A 17,262-nucleotide genomic window follows, 5' to 3' on the forward strand; every position below is an offset into this window, starting at 1 on the left:
GTTGGTAGGGGTTTCAAGTGTTAGCAGTAATACGATTGTCAATATTTTTTTCGATTTCAAGTTGCCAGCAATTTAACTAACTAATTTTTTTGTGTAAAAAATATAGCATATTTTGGTTATAAGTATAGTTTAAATACTGAGACAAATAAAGCATGTATTAGGGGCATATATATGTTATTAGAGTAGTAAAAATTGCCATTTAATTCTATGAAGGACTGGCGACAGATAGCAACAATTATTGTAGATTTTATACTGGAAATTCGTAATCCAAAATCGAAACCTAAAATCTAAAATGAAATGAGCAATCCCCGCGTTTTGTGTCTTGGTGAGATTTTGTTTGATTGTTTAGCCGATGAATTGGGGCTAAAGCTGGAACAAGTGAAATCCTGGACTCCCTACCCAGGAGGGGCACCAGCTAATGTGGCCTGTGCTTTAGTCAAGTTGGGGACGCCAACGGCCTTTATTGGGGCTGTTGGCGAAGATGAACCAGGAAATGCACTGGTGAAGCTATTACAAGATGTGGGTGTAGAGACCACAGGGGTGCAACGCCATCCGACAGCACCAACACGGCAAGTTTATGTCACAAGGGATCTGTCTGGCGATCGCACTTTTGCTGGATTTGGTCAGTATGATACCTCTGAATTTGCTGATACTCGCCTCTGTGCCAAACAATTGCCAGATTCACTGTTTCAAGAGGCAGATTTTCTAGTTTTGGGCACCTTGGAGTTAGCTTATCCTGACAGCGAACAGGCAGTTTACCGCGCCCTAGAACTAGCAGAACAATACGACCTGAAGATTGTGCTGGATGTCAACTGGCGTCCTGTATTTTGGCACGATCCAAACATCGCTCATCAAAAAATTCCAGAATTATTTAATAAAGTCGATTTCCTCAAACTTTCCAAAGAAGAAGCCGAATGGCTCTTTGAAACGGCAGATCCGGGAGCCATAACTTACCGTCTGGCTTCCATTGAGGGAGTATTAGTCACAGATGGAGAAAATGGTTGCACTTACTGTCTTGGTGAAAACGAAGGTAAATTACCCTCATTTTCCATTCCTGTAGTTGACACAACTGGTGCAGGAGATAGCTTTTTAGCAGGATTTATTCACCAACTCAGCCAGTATGGTATTCACAGCTTGCGGGATGCAGAAACGGCAAAACGCATTGTTACCTATGCCAGTGCTGTTGGGGCACTGACTACCATTAAACCAGGTGCGATCGCTTCTCAACCCACAGCGGTCGAAGTCGAAGCTTTTTTAGCCACAAATCAACTGTAGGGATTAACAAAACTAGCGGGAATATTAGCTCATCAAAGTTGATATTCCCAGCTAGAAAATAGGTTGAAATTTGAATTTGGAATTGATTATGATAACCCAATTCAATGAAAGCAAAGCATCAAATCAACTGATAATAACTTGGGAAGCCTTACCTAAAGATTTTCAACTAGAGGATGAACCAGTGGAGAATACAGGTCAGCCAATATTAGCTGGTGCTTTGCGTGAAAGTTTAGAAATTAGTGGTTTCATCCAACCCCAAATGTTAATCGCTTCCAACTTTGGATTATGTGCAACCGTTAACGGGCAATTGGCGATTAAAGCACCAGACTGGGTGTATGTGCCAACAGCGAAAGAAGTTATCAGCAATCGCAAAAGTTACACACCTATTTTAGAAGGTGAAATCCCGCTAATTGTGGTGGAATTTCTCTCTGATACAGACGGTGGAGAATATTCGGTTAAGCGCACTTACCCGCCAGGAAGATGGTTTTTTTACGAACAGATATTGCAAGTTCCTATTTACATAATTTTTGAGCCAAATTGCGGGTTATTAGAATATTATCAATTGGAAAATGGACGTTATGAGTTAAAATTGGCAGACGAAAATGATCGTCATTTCGTAGATGCAATGGGCTTATTTTTGGGAACATGGCAAGGAACAAAAGAAGCTCATACTGGTTATTGGTTACGTTGGTGGGATAAAGATGGGAATTTATTACCTTGGGCGGTGGAAAAAATTGAACAGGAACGCCAACGTGCCGAACAAGAACGTCAGCAAAAAGAAAGACTAATTGCTTATTTGCAGTCGCAAGGTATTGACCCTAATAATTTACCTACTTTTGAATAGAAATGTTGTTAGGTTGTTAACTGTTGACCGTTGACGATTAACCTTGGTGTTAAGGTTATCCCTAGAAGATCCCCCCAACCCACGCCAGTCGCTCTACTTGGGGAGACCCCTACGTACCCGTCGCTGGCTCCCCTTAAAAAGGGGGGCTTTTTACCTCCTTAAAAAGGAGGGTTAGGGAGGATCGAATCTTAAGTGAAGTGTATTGAGATATAAGCTATAAAACTAACGTTTAATTAGCACCAAAATTGTATTTATTCAGAGATTTATCACCGCTGCCATAAAGCATCAACAGTTACAAATTCATAGCCTTGTTGTAGCAATTGAGGAATGAGAATTTTGATTGTGGCAGCAACATCTTGTCCGCCACAAACACCATCGTGTAAGACAATTAACGAACCATTTTTGACTTGCTGCATAACTCGCTTTACCACAGTGTTGACGCCTGGTCGTACCCAATCTTCTGGTACAACACTCCACATTACTGGGCGATAATTCCACTGTGAAAATAATTTCAAAGTAGTAGGTGTAAATAAACCATTGGGGGGACGGACATCCCGCACTTGTTCGGGTTGCAGATTGCAAGCATTGTAGATGGCAACTTGGGTTTTTTCTAAACTCTGCTTGAGTTCATTTGGTGAAAGCATGGGAAAAGAGCGATGATCGTAACCATGCAATCCGATCCAGTGTCCGCGATCGCTAACAGCTTTAGCAATGGCTGGCGAACGGTTGACGCAAATACCCAACCAAAAAAAACTCGCTGTAATTTTGTATTGGTCTAAAACTGCTAACACTTCCGGTGTATATTGCGGATGAGGGCCATCATCAAATGTCAAGGCGATCGCTTTCCTATGGGGATTTCCCATCCAAAGACAATTGGGAAAACTTGGCTGAAGAATGCGGTAAAAAATCGGGAACAGAGGAGCTAGTTGCATTTTGCGTTTTTTTGCTGCTGAAAACTTTTTGTAGGTGTTGCTGGCTAAATTGGGATTTCTGCGATCGGCTACGCCTACACTTCTGGCGATAAACCATATTTGGTTAAATGGTAATCTATAAAAACTCGAAGCGTAGGAGCTTTAAGGCTGTTGACTGTTAACTGATGACTGTTAACCGTCAATATAAAATCCATAAGCTTACATTTGTAACAAAATCTGTAACAGCAATATTATTTGAGCTAAGACTCGTCTAAATTGATGAAAAATCTACGGGTAATCCCTGAATTAGTCGGTAATGTTGCTCAAAGATATACGAGACTACCAAATTTTATTTCTCGGCTTGTTCCTAGTTTTGGGAATAGGTACGCGAGACTGGACACTGCGACCAGAATTGATTGCAGTAGCGATCGCCACAAGTCTTTCAACTCAATTGGTATTGTCATTAGTCCTCGGTCGTTGGTCATTTGGAAATAACAAAGCGCAAAGCTTAAATCTTCGCAGTGCCTTAATTACTTCTTTAGGATTGAGCTTGCTGTTGCGGGCTGACCATTGGACAACAATGGCAATAGCTGTAGCAAGTGCCATCGCCAGCAAATTTATCTTGCGAGTCGGCGACAAGCATTTCTTTAATCCTGGCAATTTTGGCATTATTTGTGCCTTGATTTTCACCAGTGACGCTTGGGTTTCACCGGGACAGTGGGGTGAAGAGTGGTGGTATGGGCTAGTATTCGCCGGTACTGGGGGTATGGTTTTGCAACGAATTGGACGTTGGGACACCACAGCAGCTTTTTTGGGTGCGTATTCCCTACTAGAGGCGATTCGTAATTTCTGGCTGGGTTGGACTTGGGATGTTTACTGGCACCGATTAATGAGCGGATCTTTACTGTTATTTGCTCTATTTATGATTACCGATCCGCGATCGATTCCCAATTCTCGAATCGGGCGCGTAATTTGGGCAATCTGCATCGCCGGATTAACTTTTATCCTGCGAAATTATTTCTTTGTTTCCACCGCAGTTTTCTGGGCACTGTTTATCCTTGCACCATCGACCATCCTAATAGATTTTCTCTGGTCAGCACCAAGGTTTTCTTGGCAAACGGGAGAAAAGGAAAATCTAGCTTTAGCTTCCCAGAGTTTAGAAGATGACGAGAATTCTTATAACTCCTCACTCCTCACTCCTAACTCTCAACTTTTAACTTAAAAATACAGAGGTATAAAATGAAATTTTTGCGATTTTTGACGCCATTATTATTGGCAATTGTAGTTGTTTTGTCCTTTGCGCCGACAGCTTGGGCATTTTGTGGATTTTATGTAGCGAAGGCTGATACAAAACTCTATAACAAAGCATCTCAGGTGGTAATAGCGCGGTATGGCGATCGCACCGTCTTGACAATGGCAAACGATTTTCAAGGCGAAGTCAAAGATTTTGCAATGGTAGTGCCCGTACCAACTGTAATAAAAAAAGAGCAAGTCCGCGTCACTGAACCCAAAATTATTGAACGTTTGGATGCTTTTAGTGCGCCGCGATTAGTGGAATATTTTGACTCAGATCCTTGTGCCCCGCTTTACGAGTACGATCGACCACAAGCAGCACCAGCACCAGCAGCAAGTAATGGGGCAGGTAGGGCCAGAGAAGATGCTAGTTTGGGTGTGACTGTAGAAGCACGTTTTAACGTCGGTGAATATGACATTGTAATTCTCAGTGCTAAAGAATCTGGCGGACTGGAAACTTGGCTGCAACGCAATGGCTACAAAATTCCTAGAGGAGCAAAACAGTTACTTAAACCTTACATCCGCTCCTCGATGAAATTCTTTGTTGCAAAAGTCAACTTAGATAAATTCGAGAAATCTGGCTACCAGTTCCTTCGCCCGCTACAAATTTCTTACCAGTCACCCAGATTCATGCTGCCAATTCGTTTGGGCATGATCAATGCCACCACAGAGCAGGATTTAATTGTTTACATCCTCTCACCCGAAGGACAGGCAGAAATCACTAATTATCGGACAGTGAAAATTCCCTCCGATGCCAACATTCCTGTATTTGTGAAAAATGAATTTGGTGAATTTTACAAATCCATGTTTCAAACTGTCTACACCAAAGAAGACAAGAAAGTTGGTTTTTTGGAATATGCTTGGGACATGAGTAATTGCGATCCCTGTTCTGCCGATCCCCTAACCCCAGAGGAACTTAAGCAAGCAGGCGTATTTTGGCTAGATAATAATTCTGAAACTAGCGTGCCAGCGCCGCCGAACTTCCGTCGTCCGTTTCCTACAAGTAATGTGTTCATCTCCCGGTTGCATGTACGCTACACCCGCGACAAATTCCCCGAAGACTTGATATTCCAACAAACAGGTAATCGTGATTCTTTCCAAGGGCGTTATGTTTTGCAACATCCCTTCCAAGGAGAACTCAAGTGTCAGGCGGGTAGAGAATATAAACGTTCTTTACCCAAGCGCTTTGAACAAGAAGCGCAAACTCTAGCCAAACTCACCAACTGGAATATTCAAGACATTCGCAACAAAATGAAACTGAATGTAAGCAATTTGAGATTGTCTTGGTGGGAAAATTTCCTGTCTTGGTTTGGATTATATTAACAAGATTGGGCATGGGGCATTGGGCATGGGGCATGAGGTATGGAGAAAGGGAAAGGGGTAAGGGGAAAAGGGGAAAGATTAAATTTATTCCTTTTCCCTTTAACCTTTAACCTTTCCCCTTGCCCCCCTCTCTCCCCACACCTCCCCATACCCCCATCACCCCATGCCCTAATTTCTTGATGAAAGGTAATTTTCTAAGGTGTTGTTATAGGCAATACTAAGATATTCTTGCTTTGTTCCTGAAGATTGTCATGGTTCAATTCGATGAACAGCTACGCCGCTTAGTTACCGAAGCCTGTGGATACCCACCTGGAAGCCCTCAGCGTCAGAAGCTGCTCACACAGATTATTCGTTTGACGGCAAGTAGACTCTGGAGGGAAAGTACTCCCTATTATCAAGACGCACTACAACAAACTTGGTTGTATTTCTGCCGTAATGTTTGTGAGGGTTTAACAGGTCAAAAATATGACCCTGCTTATGGTACTCCGATCACCTGGCTGAATGCTTACCTAAAACGGAGGCTACAAGACTTTTACCTGAATCAAAACCGAGAACAAGCCACAACAGTCCCTCTTAGAATTCGTCAGTCTACATCTGGCGGAACAAGTGAAACCCTCGATCCTATAGATAATCTGGCGGCTACGCCGGAAGCACCTCCAATTTTAGAAGACTTGGAGAACTGGGCGAAGGCAGACTCTGATGGAGAACTCCGTCGTACTTACATCAAAGGGCGTCCAGATGTAAATTGTCAGATATTAATTCTCAAACGCCTACCCCCAGAAGTTAGCTGGAGAGAGTTGTCTGAGGAATTCGGGTTGTCAATTCCGACATTGAGCAGTTTTTATCAGCGTCAGTGTCTACCGCGCTTGCGTAAATTCGCAGAATCGGAGGGATTGTTATGAATAAAGAAGAAGAGTCAATCTGTTAGCAACTTTTCCAAAGTTAAAGAAACTGGTATGAAAACCATCCAAGTTTCTTTAACAAGGAAGAATAAAACAAAAATCAGAATTCAGAATTAATAAATAATCTAGCTATGAAGGGATAGAGTTTTAATAAAGAAGAATATTTAGATAAATTTGCAATTCAATAAATACGGTAGGGTAGAAAAGGTGTGCTACCCTACAATAATTTAATCAAAAATTCAAGATCCAAGAATAAGATTTTCCAAAAAACCTATTTCCAATACTGATGCGCTTTTACCACCACCACCTTGGATTAACTTCAAATATTTAGCCAACAGTTGTTGCATGTTTGGAGTCCGATATTGAGGGCTAATTTGATTTAAAGCATTTTCCCAATGAGTTTTTGTTGGTAAGTGACCGTATTCAGCGAGATAGATTGCTTCTCTAACTAATTTATCTAATTCTGCTCCTGAATATCCTGCTGTCCGATCTACTAAATATTCTAATGTGGTGGAAGGGGTTGGTGGTAATTTATAAGCACTAATACGCTTTTGCAAAATTTGAAATCTTTCTTCTGTATTGGGTGGCATAACTATAAAAATTTCATCAAAGCGACCAGCCCGAAATAATTCCGGAGGTAATTTTTCGCGATCGTTACAAGTAGCTATAAAAAAAATCGGGTATTCGTGATCGTTTAACCAAGATAAAAATGTCCCAAACTGTCTAGTACTAACTCCTGAACTATCACCACCAACACCAGCAAATGCTTTCTCAATTTCATCCATAAATAGGATGTTAGGAGCAGATGCTTCAATTGCTCTGAGTGCTTGAAAAGTATTACTTTCTGATTCGCCTACCCAACGAGACTGTAATCGAGCAATTTCAAAATTAATTTGGGGTACACGCCATTCTTGAGCGATCGCTCTGGCAATAAAAGTTTTACCACAACCAGGAAAACCTTCTAGTAAAATAGCACGAGGACGTAATTCTGGCTGCGAATCTTGGGTAAACCAAGCCTCACGACTATATATCCATTCTTTTACTTTGCTTAACCCGCCGACATCTCTCAAACCCTGACCTTGAGGAGCATAATATTCTAAAACTCCTGTTTTTCTAATTTCTTGCTTTTTGGCTTGTAATAATAATTGTCCGGCTTCTTCTGGTTCAGACCAAAGATTACGAATAGTTGATAACTTTGCACATTGAATAGCTGCTTGTAATGGCATACCTTGAGCTTGTTCTGCTAATCTCCAAGCGTCGGCTTCTGCTAAACTATATTTCTCTACAGCGACACTAAAAACGTTATCATAAAGTTCTTGTTCTACAGGTAAAGGTAAATCTATAATATGAACTATGTTGCGAAGAATTGTGGGAATTGTCCAATCTGAGCCAATAATAATTAAAGACATTCTTGGTAAAGGTCTTTTTTGGTCGATCGCTATAATTAATTCTTTGAGTCTTCGCGTTATTAAATGGTCATCAGCACCCAGCAATACAGACCAATCAGGCAATAAATAAGTATGTTGTCGGTTAAGATTTTTAGCTACTTGTTCCTGTAAACGATGTTCTAAGCCTTCCAATGCTTGTAATATTATATTATGACTGCGATCGGGTGGATTACCCAATCGTTGCCATTGTGCTTGATTAGCAGTTGCTGGTGTTTCTATTCTTTGTTCAAAGCCTTGGGTAGTACTCCACTGCACTAACTCTCCATCTTGAATATCTTGAGTATTCAGAATTGCCAGATGAGCCTCAATTGCACAACGAATAGCGCGACTTTCTTCCGATGAACGCAGAAAAATCAACGGATAACGCGATCGCAACAAATCTTGTAATTCTTGCTTGCACTTATTATACGGAAGTTCAGTTTGCATATTCGCTAACCTTGATTAAAAATCAGCTTTGTTAGTATCTGCGCGGACATCTGGAGGTAGTTCTTTTGGTTTTTCAGAATTATTTGCACTACTTGGATTTGGAATACTAGTAGTAGTATTAACAGATTCAACTGTAGGATTTTTAGCAGTTTGAACTACAGTTGTTGGTGTTAAGGGTTGTCGAGTCGGTTGCTTGGCATGTAAGGTGATATTATTACTAATTGGAGTTGTAATAGTTTGTATAGGTGAAGACACATCTGGGGGTAAATCTAAAGTAACTACAGTTCGATGTAAACCAGATTTAATATCTAAAATCCACGTAGCAACAATAGAATTTAAGTTAGTTGGACTGACTTTTCTTGCTGATTGTTGTTCGATAGCTTGACTAATGGCTAAACGATTTTTTTCGTGGCGAAAATAGTCATCTGGATAATTTTCATCTAGCCCACTTAACTGAATAGAATACTTAATCTCTCTATTTCCTGCTTGGGGAATTCTCACAACTAGGGTATATTCTGACATAATTCTTTTCCTTTGCAGCTTTGCATAGGAGTAGCTTTTCTAAATTCTGAATTCTAAATTCTGACTCCTGAATTCTGAATTCTGAATTCTGAATTCTGACTCCTGTTTTATAACCACCTTTCAGCATCTTTTTTAAGTTGTTCGCTCCAACCTTTAAACCACCATAAAGTGCCTCCTAATGCTGCTAAAGTTAAAATGAGGATAATTAAGCGATCGGGAATCAAAGGTAGTTGAATAGAAAAGTTGGGAATTCTGAAAGTTTCTGGTTCCGAACTGACATCAATTTTTCTACTACGAGAATTTACACTAACTTGCACTTGATATTGTTCTCCTGGTTCTGCACCTGGTTGTTTATATTGCAATTCATATTCTCTTAAAGCTTTAAAGAAAGTTTCCAAACTTTTAACAGCGTCAGTGGCATTATCAGGAAATTGACTAATCCCCCCACCTAAATCAGCTATTTGCTTTAAACGGGGTCGATCGACAATAAAACTAGTAATACTCTTGCCACCTAATTGACATCTGCTAATTAAATCAACTGCATTGTTTTGAGTTAATTTATAATCAGAAATATCACAATTGGAAGCGCGATCGCGTAAATGTTTCAAAGATTCACCATAGCCTAAAGTGTAAACTCTCACTGCCGAATTTTCCTTTAGCACTTTTTCTACTTCAGCAAACTGTGTTTCTTCAGTATCTCGATTCACATTATGATAGCCATCAGATAATAAAATTACGCCCAATTTGGGAGGAATTTCGGGTGTATCTGTATTTCGATCGTCCAACTCATTATTATTTGCGGTATTAGTGAATTGATTTGGTTTTCCTAAATACTGCACAGCAGCTTTCAGAGGTTCGTATAAATTTGTTGCAGCACAAGTTGGAGAATTAGATAAAGCTGTAACTTTCCTATCTAATTCTTTATCGTTGGCTAAGAAAAAACTTTTAGCAATAATTTGCTGATTTACCTCATAACTACACTTGCTACCACCTCCTTCGCCAAACGGTACTAAAGCAATACTTACAGGTAAATTATTATCTCTAACTAGCTTGATATACTCTCTAATTGCACTAATAGCACCATCTATTTTTTTAACTTTTTTCTCATCTTCTTCTTGCATACTCCCACTCATATCAAGGAGAATCACCACATAAGTCGGTTCAGATTTTAACTGTTCGCCTGGTGGGATTAATCGCATTCTATTAATAACTGACAAACTTTGATTAAGTTTAGCTGCCTCAATTTTAAAATCTGACTTTTTTAAATCCTCAATGGGAATATTATTCTCATCGAGAACTTGAACTTTTAAAGTAACAATTTCTCCACCAGGACGAGGGGATACTAGAACTTTGTAATTAGCTAGTGCAGGTAAAGGTAGTAACCCGAATAATAACGTCAGAATACCTAATTTAAGCTTGGGGGTCAAGGAGGCGATCGTAGAAAACAAAGCGATAGAATTTGTCTTGATTATCTTCATGGTAAAGAGTGATAATTTGATTATGTCTTAAAGTTACTTTTCTGCTGGCTGACAATAAACTATTTTGAATTTGTACAAAACCTTCAGCCAAACAAATAATTTCTACAATCCCAAACTTGACTTCTAAAGCTACACATTCTTGTGATAAATGTGGAATATAAATATCAACATTCTTAGCAGAACCAATAATTAATGGTACTTTAGTGTATGCTGGCAATTGAATTGATAAACCCTCCTCAATATTTCTGTAATTTCCATCAGGAATAAACTTTAAAGATGAATTGTTTAAAGTAGGGTTAAGTATTTGTGTAGGTGTTGTAGTCAAATTTGTCTGAGTTCCTATCACAGTAGTCGGGCGGCGTGTTTGCGGTTTTACTGCTTCAAACCCATGACCAGCCCTTAAAGCTACCCGATAACTAGGAATAGCAGCAAAACACAAAGCCCATCCCAACAAAGCCCCAAACAATAAAAATCCAAAAACATCTCGATATTGGCCTAAAGCTTGATTTACACCTTCACTGAGGATAGCCGCTAACAGTCCCGCACCTCCTCCAGATAGAGTGCTGCGAACAATACGTTGAGTCACTTGACTACCCTTACCATCAATACTCCGCCAACTCCAACTAACACTTTCAGCCAAACCAGCAAAAGCCCCAATTTCCATCCAAGAAATTATTCGCACCAGCACACCAGGCCAGTTACTTGCTAATAGCAACCAATTAAGACCAGTTAGTTGTAAACCTAAGAATGCACCAATGATGAACACTCTTTTTAAAGATGTCCGCGAAATCACTCGCCAATTAGCTTGATAACGAGTAGGGTTACTTAAAAAAACCTCTGCAATTATCATTCCGCTAGTTATAAAAGGAGTGATAACCATGAACAAAATCAGATATGGAGGTATATTAATATTTTTGGGCAAAAAATGGACAAAATTTCCACCTATATCTAGCCATAAAATCTGACTAATACTCCAGCCCAAAAGAGCGGAAATCACACCACAGATGGAATATAAAATTGCTCTAATTGTTAAATTCATATTTTTTGTTATCCAAGCAATTATCAAATTCAATAGCTTTCCTTTTTTGGCACTCTTGTAATTTTGTCACTCTCACTTTAAATTCACTTTCATCTCGTTTAGGAATCTCATCAATAAATTGTATAGCTTTTCCTTTTTGCTTTAGTTTATTTTCAACTGTTATGTCAGTTTGATCTGGCATAAATATGCTAATTATTATATTTTTCTGATATTCGTTTGCATTTCTATAACACGATTCAAATGTTGGATATTGGCGAATTTCTTGAGGAACTTCTTTGTTCCAGTGAGTAATTTGATCGTGGGCAAAGCCACCTGACACATATCGCTTGTGTCTTTCTGAATAATGGATATTATTAAAAGCTCGGCAAAATTGGTAAATGGCAATGTGATTATATGACATAAATAATTTACTTATAAATTACTCAGTAAATATGACTAATATTCCAGCCCATAAAAATTGAGGTAACACCATAGATGAAATATAAAATTGATCTAATTGTTCAATTCACATTTCATACTTACTTAGATTTTTTTTGATGATTTCGATTTGGTTTAGCTGGTGATAAATATTTAATAATTTCGTCAGGAATTTGTGATGATATAAATTTATTGAATTTGTCTGCTGATTCTTTTTTTAATGGATTCAAGCAGTCATTAAATTCTACAACTTTTTGTACAGGGAATGTTTGAAAACATTCGATTGATTTTTCTTTTTTTGCGTTGAAATTTTGATACTTATCTTGTTTTTGTAAATATTGCCTTAATAACTCAATATATTCTTTTTCAATGTTATTAAATTTTGTTACTTGTTCTATTGCTTTGTTAAATTCCTCGCTATTACAGTTTTTAACTTGCTCATAACTTTGAAGCGAACATTTAATTTTATTTGGTGGTTCAATAGTATTAGGAGTTTCATTAGATTGATTCGTATCTTGTCCAGTGTTATTAACAGCAGTTTGTTCTTTATTCTCTAAGCACTTACCAAATTGAGTAGCGTTAACTTTTTGACACTCTTGTAATTTTTCTATTCTCCTTTGAAATTCAGTTTCATCTCCTTTAGGAGTCTCATCAATAAATTGTATAGCTTTGCCTTTTTGCTTTAGTTTATTTTCATCTGTTATGTCAGTTTGATCTGGCATAAATTTGCCAATTATTATATTTTTCTGATACTCGTTTGCATTTCTGTAACACGATTCAAATGTTGAATAATCTACGAGCCAGTTTTCTTGTTCACATGAAACTTGAGGAGAGCCAATTGAGTTAGTTATTTGCTCATAGAAAATAAAATAAATTATAGGAATACCGAACAATAATGTCACAATAGTTATAATAATATTTTTATTAAGTTGAGGGTTTCCAGGAGAAACTGGAGCAAGAACATAATTTCTAGTAAATATTGTTGTTCTGAATTCTTCGGGTATGTTACCAATAACTTCCTGAGGTACTTGACTACCACTGATAAGATAAAACAATTCTGCTAAATCTCTTCTATTTATTTTGGCGAAAATTGGAGCCAAAGATTTATATTCACCGTATAGCCTCTTGCGACTAGCAGAATCACAGTTGTTATTTTTAATTTCTTCGAGTTTTTCTAAAATTGTTTGGCAGAATTTTCTAACTGATTTGTAAGCATTGACATCAATTTCAGGCTGATAAAAAAATCTGTCTGCTACTATTTCTGCATATTTTTGAAAGTATTGACTCCAAATGCTTTGAGATTCAATTAGCAAGTAATTAATTTGTTGAGCTAATCTTTGGTGCTTGGGGTCGTTGGGATCAAAAGTTATTAAAATTGTCAAGAAAAAAGTAATACCATAGTATATGGATTCAGTAAGTCGCTGTTGAACTTGTGAATCATACTTACAACTTTCTTTTAATAACCGATCTTGGAATTCCAGCAAAGGAAAAATGTGGTCGTTATTTATTGGTGGATTTAGCAAAATTTTGAATGGAAATGTCAAAAAATCCCAAATGGATGATGGTTTATTTTCAACATGGATTGATTTCAACAAATCTATTAGCCACTTTTGCTTTTGATCGTAAGCGATTACGATTAAATATATTTCTGCTTTATAAATTTCGCTTATTGGGTTAGCAGTTGTGTTGAGAGTCGTTTGGTCTATAAAATCAGACCAGTTTGCATTTGAGTAGTTGGTTAAATATCCAAATAATTCTTCGGCTTTTTTGACATCAAGTTGATTTCTACTATGAAAGGTTCTTGCTAGTTCTGTTAAACAAGTTTTAATTTTTTGAACTGGTGGTTGAACACGATTTTGATTTTCTGTGCCATGTGGAGGAGTATTTTCATTTTGGTTTGTCGATTCAGAATTATCTGACTCAGAATCATTAGATGTATCAGAATTTTCCGTTTGAGCAGAATTTTTATTTTCTGCGTCATCTGGAGGAGTATCTTGATTTTGGCTTGTCGATTCAGAATTTTTTTCGGAATTATCTGACTGAAGATCGTTAATAGTAATAATTATCTTGTCGGGTACTAGTTGTTTATAAAGGTTAGGCGGAATGTCTGCTGAAGTCGAATACAAAATGTAGACAAAATTCTCAGCAAAGGATAATTTCTGGACATTCCAAGCCCAGGCATTTAAAGAATCAGAGCGAAAACTAAGACCTAAACTAAGGTAATGTAGTCTTATATATGGAGGATAATCACCCCAATATTCTTTTGTAACTACACCTGTACATGGAATATGTTTAAAATTGTTTACTGTTTCCTTAATTTTTTTCTCTAACCAAGGTTCAGCAAAATTTATTTTATTCCAAATTTGAGCATAATAAATTTCTGGCTTTGATGTTGAATTCAATTCTTGCATATCAAATTGATAGTTTACATTCTGCCACCAATAAATTAAAGTTCCGATACCATCGATATATGAATCTGTTTTTTCTAACCAAAAATATTTATAGCCTATGGTGGGGCGATCGCGGTCATCTATTTGCCCATTAGCTACTGCTAAAACTGCATATTTATCATCTATTTCTCTCGCAATTAAAGCAAAATCATTTTCTGCTGGTGGATAACTATCATTGATTGCAAAATAACCGTCAAGTACTGCCTTGCGAATTTCTTGAGGAACTTCTTGATTCCAAAGAGCGATTTTCTTTTCTGGATCGATGATATTACCACCCGACACCCAGCGATTATTATGCTGTGCTGAAGGATGGGGATTATCAAAATTTCTCGAAAATTGATAAACAGGAATAGTGTCTGACATATTAATGATATGCTCCTTCTACAGTTCTAGATTTTTAATCGCGGGTCTTCTTGACCAGTTTGTATCCAATACAAGGGGGCAACTAAGCCTAAAGGTCGCCATACTCTTGGGCTATCAATTACTCCAGTAATGCCGTTTTTATCTCTACTCTTAATTTTGAAGTTGGGTTGAGGATTTATGCCTTTAGTGCCAAAAGCAGAACAGAAAAAGTAATTGCTTGAACACCCCCAAAGGGTACGCCATTTGTTGACAGTAGTTTGGACGTTTGGAAATTTCAAGCTGACAAAATTGTTGATATCTTTCCAATAAACTCGCACTTGGGCTTGTTCGCATTTAGAAAATACTACAGCTATGCGGTAGTTTCTTAATCTGGTAGTATCAAGGCTTAATCGATCGCTTAACTGTTTTTGCAGATTTTCTAAGGCTTGAGCATAATCTCTGTCAGATTGGTTTGCTGTACCATCAATTAGCAGCAGTAAGCTCGAAGCAGTAGCGCAGTCATCCAAGTAACTGTTTAGCAAAGAATTGGAACTGGAAATATTGCGTAAATCTTTGATAATCTCTCCAGGGTATTCTCGACAAGAAACTTGGATTCTGATGGATTTGTTTTTTAGAGCGGGAATTGGGTGATTTAACAATCTGGGTCTTAAAGTAATTAGTAAGGTATAAATTGGCAGGGAATCAGCGCTTTCACCCGCATCTGTTGATGCCAATTCTCTACCATCTGCTAGGATGTCCCTAGCCATGCCAATTAACTCGCCAGAAGCATTGTCGTAAGGATCGACTGATTGAATGGGACTGTTGGGATCGGCGTTAGGCCAATAAGCTAGGGCGGCCATAAAAGCAGTTTTCCCGGAACTACGAGGGCCGATAATGCGGATATCCTGGTTTCCTGGTAAATCAACAGGAGGATTAAAGGCGCTCGTCATGAAATACCCTCCCTGTACTGAGCCAATAAAGTGGAGAAATTAAGCCATAAGGTTTCCATGCATTGATATCTCGCAGGTAGGTGTTAAACTCAGCAGAACTGCCATCATGAGGAATGTAACGGTTGGGACGAGGATCGAGATCGCGGGGGCGATCGCTTAATACGCCAAAAGAAGAACAGGCAAAAAATCGTAATCTAGAAGATGGTAAATTCTCTTTTAATACTTGATAAGTATTCTTTAACCGCACTTTAAATAAGTCTTCTTCTGGATCGAGACGACACGGCCATAATTCTCCTCGTTCGCATTTGCTCATGACTACTGCTACTCTGAGATTATTTAAAGCTGGTTGCACAGCCGCACGTTCTGAAATTTCCGTGAGTAGCCTTTCAATGGCTGGTGCATAGACACGTCGATCTTTTTGAGTTTCCCAATCAGTCAGCATAATCATCCAATTTGGTGCAGAACACCAATCATCTAAGTATGATTTTAATTCTGACCATCTGTGAGGCTCTGCTGCGATTTCAAATATTTCTCCTGCATAATCTTTAACAGTTAAATCTAAGGTAATTTCTGGTGAGCTTTTATTCGGCGGAATTTTAATTTGAAATGAATAAAATGGTTCATTCCCTGCATCTGTAGAAGCAATTTTTGTCCCTTTTTCTAAAATATTTTTAGCCAAATCAATTAATTTTTTTGATTCATCTGTAATTGGTATAATTTTCAAGCCAGGAAACTGCATTTGAAATTCTTTCGGTAAGCGCAGCATGGAGGCGAGATAAGTTGTTTTACCAGAACTCCGAGAACCAATAATTGTAATTTCAGTTCCAGTAGTTTGGGGTTTGAGAACTACGTTTTTGATCATATTAGGCTAGCTATAAATTAGGTAGGGAGCAAGATAAAGCCAGGGAAGTTCTAATAATTCTTGGTTTTCAGTGGTGCTAATAAAAAATTCTGTACGAGCGCCAATTTCTGTAGCTTTATATTGACGAATCACTTGGTTAGCTACTCCAAAATATGCTCCTAATACATAATCGCTGTATTCATACCAAGGTGCTGCGCCTCCCCAATCTGGTCGATATTGCCAACGATTTCCTTCGGCTTGAACATCACAAAATAAATCTGCTTTGTGTAAAGCAATAATGATATGTTTGACGCGTTGACAGTTCTGTTCAAAAAACTTTAGCCAATATTGCAAACGATTAACCCATTGATCCGAAGTCGGTAAAGCTTCAATGGGTTTGAGATGAGTAGCTGCTAGTTGAATGCGATTTGTACTGACAAGACTTTGGTATGGAGGTAGCAGTAAAATAATAGCTTTGCTTTGCTTTATTTTGTTTTCCATTGCTTGCCAAGCAGCTGGATAATCTTTGCGTTGTTGGGGGTTAGTCCAAAATTCACCAGGGGTATCAATCCATAAAACGTTCATTTGCCTAATGCCACTAGCAGGCAGATCGACATCTATTATTAGTCCTTTTTGTTCTAATTGAGTTGTACTGGCTATTGCTTTGGTATCTGGGTTATATAATTCACCCGCTAAGTTTTTACCGTCTGCTACTTTGACATATTTACCATTTTCTGATAGAGCTCTCACCATACTAGTTTTACCAGTGGCGCGATCGCCAATTACCACAATACTCATTCG

Annotated in this window: 15 protein-coding genes; 5 read left to right on the forward strand and 10 right to left on the reverse strand. The window is 38.3% G+C overall.

Going from position 1 to position 17,262, the window contains the following annotated elements; all coding sequences use genetic code 11:
• Positions 1 to 297: 297 nt before the first annotated feature.
• Both NSTC745_RS07270 and NSTC745_RS07275 read left to right on the forward strand, forming a co-directional pair.
• Positions 298 to 1,275: a carbohydrate kinase family protein gene (locus NSTC745_RS07270; protein ID WP_445636548.1), complete on the forward strand. Its 978-nt coding sequence runs from the start codon at positions 298 to 300 to the stop codon at positions 1,273 to 1,275.
• 88 nt (positions 1,276 to 1,363) lie between these two features.
• Positions 1,364 to 2,119 carry a Uma2 family endonuclease gene (locus NSTC745_RS07275; protein WP_445636549.1) on the forward strand — a complete coding sequence of 252 codons (756 nt, stop codon included), beginning with the start codon at positions 1,364 to 1,366 and terminating at the stop codon, positions 2,117 to 2,119.
• 266 nt (positions 2,120 to 2,385) lie between these two features.
• On the opposite strand, the gene NSTC745_RS07280 is transcribed toward NSTC745_RS07275, so the two are convergent.
• On the reverse strand, positions 2,386 to 3,051 hold the full coding sequence (locus tag NSTC745_RS07280; RefSeq protein ID WP_445636550.1) for a polysaccharide deacetylase family protein: 666 nt from the start codon (positions 3,049 to 3,051) through the stop codon (positions 2,386 to 2,388).
• Between the two features lie 295 nt (positions 3,052 to 3,346).
• Here NSTC745_RS07280 and NSTC745_RS07285 point away from each other — a divergent pair, with 295 nt between their 5' ends.
• The 3 genes from NSTC745_RS07285 to NSTC745_RS07295 all read left to right on the forward strand — a co-directional run bounded on the left by NSTC745_RS07285 (position 3,347) and on the right by NSTC745_RS07295 (position 6,548).
• Positions 3,347 to 4,252 (forward strand): RnfABCDGE type electron transport complex subunit D, encoded by a 906-nt coding sequence (locus tag NSTC745_RS07285; RefSeq protein WP_445636551.1) that lies wholly within the window; start codon positions 3,347 to 3,349, stop codon positions 4,250 to 4,252.
• A gap of 17 nt (positions 4,253 to 4,269) precedes the next feature.
• Positions 4,270 to 5,646 carry a DUF2330 domain-containing protein gene (locus tag NSTC745_RS07290; RefSeq protein ID WP_445636552.1) on the forward strand — a complete coding sequence of 459 codons (1,377 nt, stop codon included), beginning with the start codon at positions 4,270 to 4,272 and terminating at the stop codon, positions 5,644 to 5,646.
• A gap of 251 nt (positions 5,647 to 5,897) precedes the next feature.
• Complete coding sequence (locus NSTC745_RS07295) at positions 5,898 to 6,548, forward strand: sigma-70 family RNA polymerase sigma factor (RefSeq protein ID WP_445636553.1); 651 nt, start codon at positions 5,898 to 5,900, stop codon at positions 6,546 to 6,548.
• A gap of 239 nt (positions 6,549 to 6,787) precedes the next feature.
• Here NSTC745_RS07295 and NSTC745_RS07300 read toward each other — a convergent pair whose 3' ends face one another.
• The 9 genes from NSTC745_RS07300 to NSTC745_RS07340 form a co-directional block, all read right to left on the reverse strand.
• Positions 6,788 to 8,422: an AAA family ATPase gene (locus NSTC745_RS07300; protein WP_445636554.1), complete on the reverse strand. Its 1,635-nt coding sequence runs from the start codon at positions 8,420 to 8,422 to the stop codon at positions 6,788 to 6,790.
• Between the two features lie 15 nt (positions 8,423 to 8,437).
• Positions 8,438 to 8,944, reverse strand: coding sequence for a hypothetical protein (locus tag NSTC745_RS07305; RefSeq protein WP_445636555.1), 507 nt, complete (start codon positions 8,942 to 8,944; stop codon positions 8,438 to 8,440).
• A gap of 107 nt (positions 8,945 to 9,051) precedes the next feature.
• A complete protein-coding gene (locus NSTC745_RS07310; protein ID WP_445636556.1) occupies positions 9,052 to 10,422 on the reverse strand; it encodes a hypothetical protein in 1,371 nt (456 codons plus the stop codon).
• Complete coding sequence (locus NSTC745_RS07315) at positions 10,355 to 11,461, reverse strand: hypothetical protein (protein WP_445636557.1); 1,107 nt, start codon at positions 11,459 to 11,461, stop codon at positions 10,355 to 10,357. The genes NSTC745_RS07310 and NSTC745_RS07315 overlap by 68 nt, the downstream gene beginning before the upstream one ends.
• Positions 11,445 to 11,861: a hypothetical protein gene (locus NSTC745_RS07320; RefSeq protein WP_445636558.1), complete on the reverse strand. Its 417-nt coding sequence runs from the start codon at positions 11,859 to 11,861 to the stop codon at positions 11,445 to 11,447. Before NSTC745_RS07320 ends, NSTC745_RS07315 begins: the two co-directional genes overlap by 17 nt.
• A 118-nt stretch (positions 11,862 to 11,979) precedes the next feature.
• Positions 11,980 to 14,691 carry a hypothetical protein gene (locus NSTC745_RS07325; RefSeq protein WP_445636559.1) on the reverse strand — a complete coding sequence of 904 codons (2,712 nt, stop codon included), beginning with the start codon at positions 14,689 to 14,691 and terminating at the stop codon, positions 11,980 to 11,982.
• A gap of 26 nt (positions 14,692 to 14,717) precedes the next feature.
• Positions 14,718 to 15,620 carry a hypothetical protein gene (locus NSTC745_RS07330; protein ID WP_445636560.1) on the reverse strand — a complete coding sequence of 301 codons (903 nt, stop codon included), beginning with the start codon at positions 15,618 to 15,620 and terminating at the stop codon, positions 14,718 to 14,720.
• Entirely contained in the window at positions 15,604 to 16,482 is an 879-nt protein-coding gene (locus tag NSTC745_RS07335) for a TRAFAC clade GTPase domain-containing protein (RefSeq protein ID WP_445636561.1), read from the reverse strand. Before NSTC745_RS07335 ends, NSTC745_RS07330 begins: the two co-directional genes overlap by 17 nt.
• Before the next feature lie 6 nt (positions 16,483 to 16,488).
• Positions 16,489 to 17,259 carry a GTPase domain-containing protein gene (locus tag NSTC745_RS07340; protein ID WP_445636562.1) on the reverse strand — a complete coding sequence of 257 codons (771 nt, stop codon included), beginning with the start codon at positions 17,257 to 17,259 and terminating at the stop codon, positions 16,489 to 16,491.
• Positions 17,260 to 17,262: the final 3 nt, after the last annotated feature.

The sequence above is a fragment of the Nostoc sp. DSM 114161 genome, from assembly GCF_052692665.1.

Excerpts from the sequence above, each read along its gene's own strand:
- NSTC745_RS07270 (WP_445636548.1), top strand. The coding sequence starts at position 298 with ATGAGCAATCCCCGCGTTTTGTGTCTTGGTGAGATTTTGTTTGATTGT.
- NSTC745_RS07275 (WP_445636549.1), top strand. The coding sequence starts at position 1,364 with ATGATAACCCAATTCAATGAAAGCAAAGCATCAAATCAACTGATAATA.
- NSTC745_RS07280 (WP_445636550.1), bottom strand. The coding sequence starts at position 3,051 with ATGCAACTAGCTCCTCTGTTCCCGATTTTTTACCGCATTCTTCAGCCA.
- NSTC745_RS07285 (WP_445636551.1), top strand. The coding sequence starts at position 3,347 with ATGTTGCTCAAAGATATACGAGACTACCAAATTTTATTTCTCGGCTTG.
- NSTC745_RS07290 (WP_445636552.1), top strand. The coding sequence starts at position 4,270 with ATGAAATTTTTGCGATTTTTGACGCCATTATTATTGGCAATTGTAGTT.
- NSTC745_RS07295 (WP_445636553.1), top strand. The coding sequence starts at position 5,898 with ATGGTTCAATTCGATGAACAGCTACGCCGCTTAGTTACCGAAGCCTGT.
- NSTC745_RS07300 (WP_445636554.1), bottom strand. The coding sequence starts at position 8,422 with ATGCAAACTGAACTTCCGTATAATAAGTGCAAGCAAGAATTACAAGAT.
- NSTC745_RS07305 (WP_445636555.1), bottom strand. The coding sequence starts at position 8,944 with ATGTCAGAATATACCCTAGTTGTGAGAATTCCCCAAGCAGGAAATAGA.
- NSTC745_RS07310 (WP_445636556.1), bottom strand. The coding sequence starts at position 10,422 with ATGAAGATAATCAAGACAAATTCTATCGCTTTGTTTTCTACGATCGCC.
- NSTC745_RS07315 (WP_445636557.1), bottom strand. The coding sequence starts at position 11,461 with ATGAATTTAACAATTAGAGCAATTTTATATTCCATCTGTGGTGTGATT.
- NSTC745_RS07320 (WP_445636558.1), bottom strand. The coding sequence starts at position 11,861 with ATGTCATATAATCACATTGCCATTTACCAATTTTGCCGAGCTTTTAAT.
- NSTC745_RS07325 (WP_445636559.1), bottom strand. The coding sequence starts at position 14,691 with ATGTCAGACACTATTCCTGTTTATCAATTTTCGAGAAATTTTGATAAT.
- NSTC745_RS07330 (WP_445636560.1), bottom strand. The coding sequence starts at position 15,620 with ATGACGAGCGCCTTTAATCCTCCTGTTGATTTACCAGGAAACCAGGAT.
- NSTC745_RS07335 (WP_445636561.1), bottom strand. The coding sequence starts at position 16,482 with ATGATCAAAAACGTAGTTCTCAAACCCCAAACTACTGGAACTGAAATT.
- NSTC745_RS07340 (WP_445636562.1), bottom strand. The coding sequence starts at position 17,259 with ATGAGTATTGTGGTAATTGGCGATCGCGCCACTGGTAAAACTAGTATG.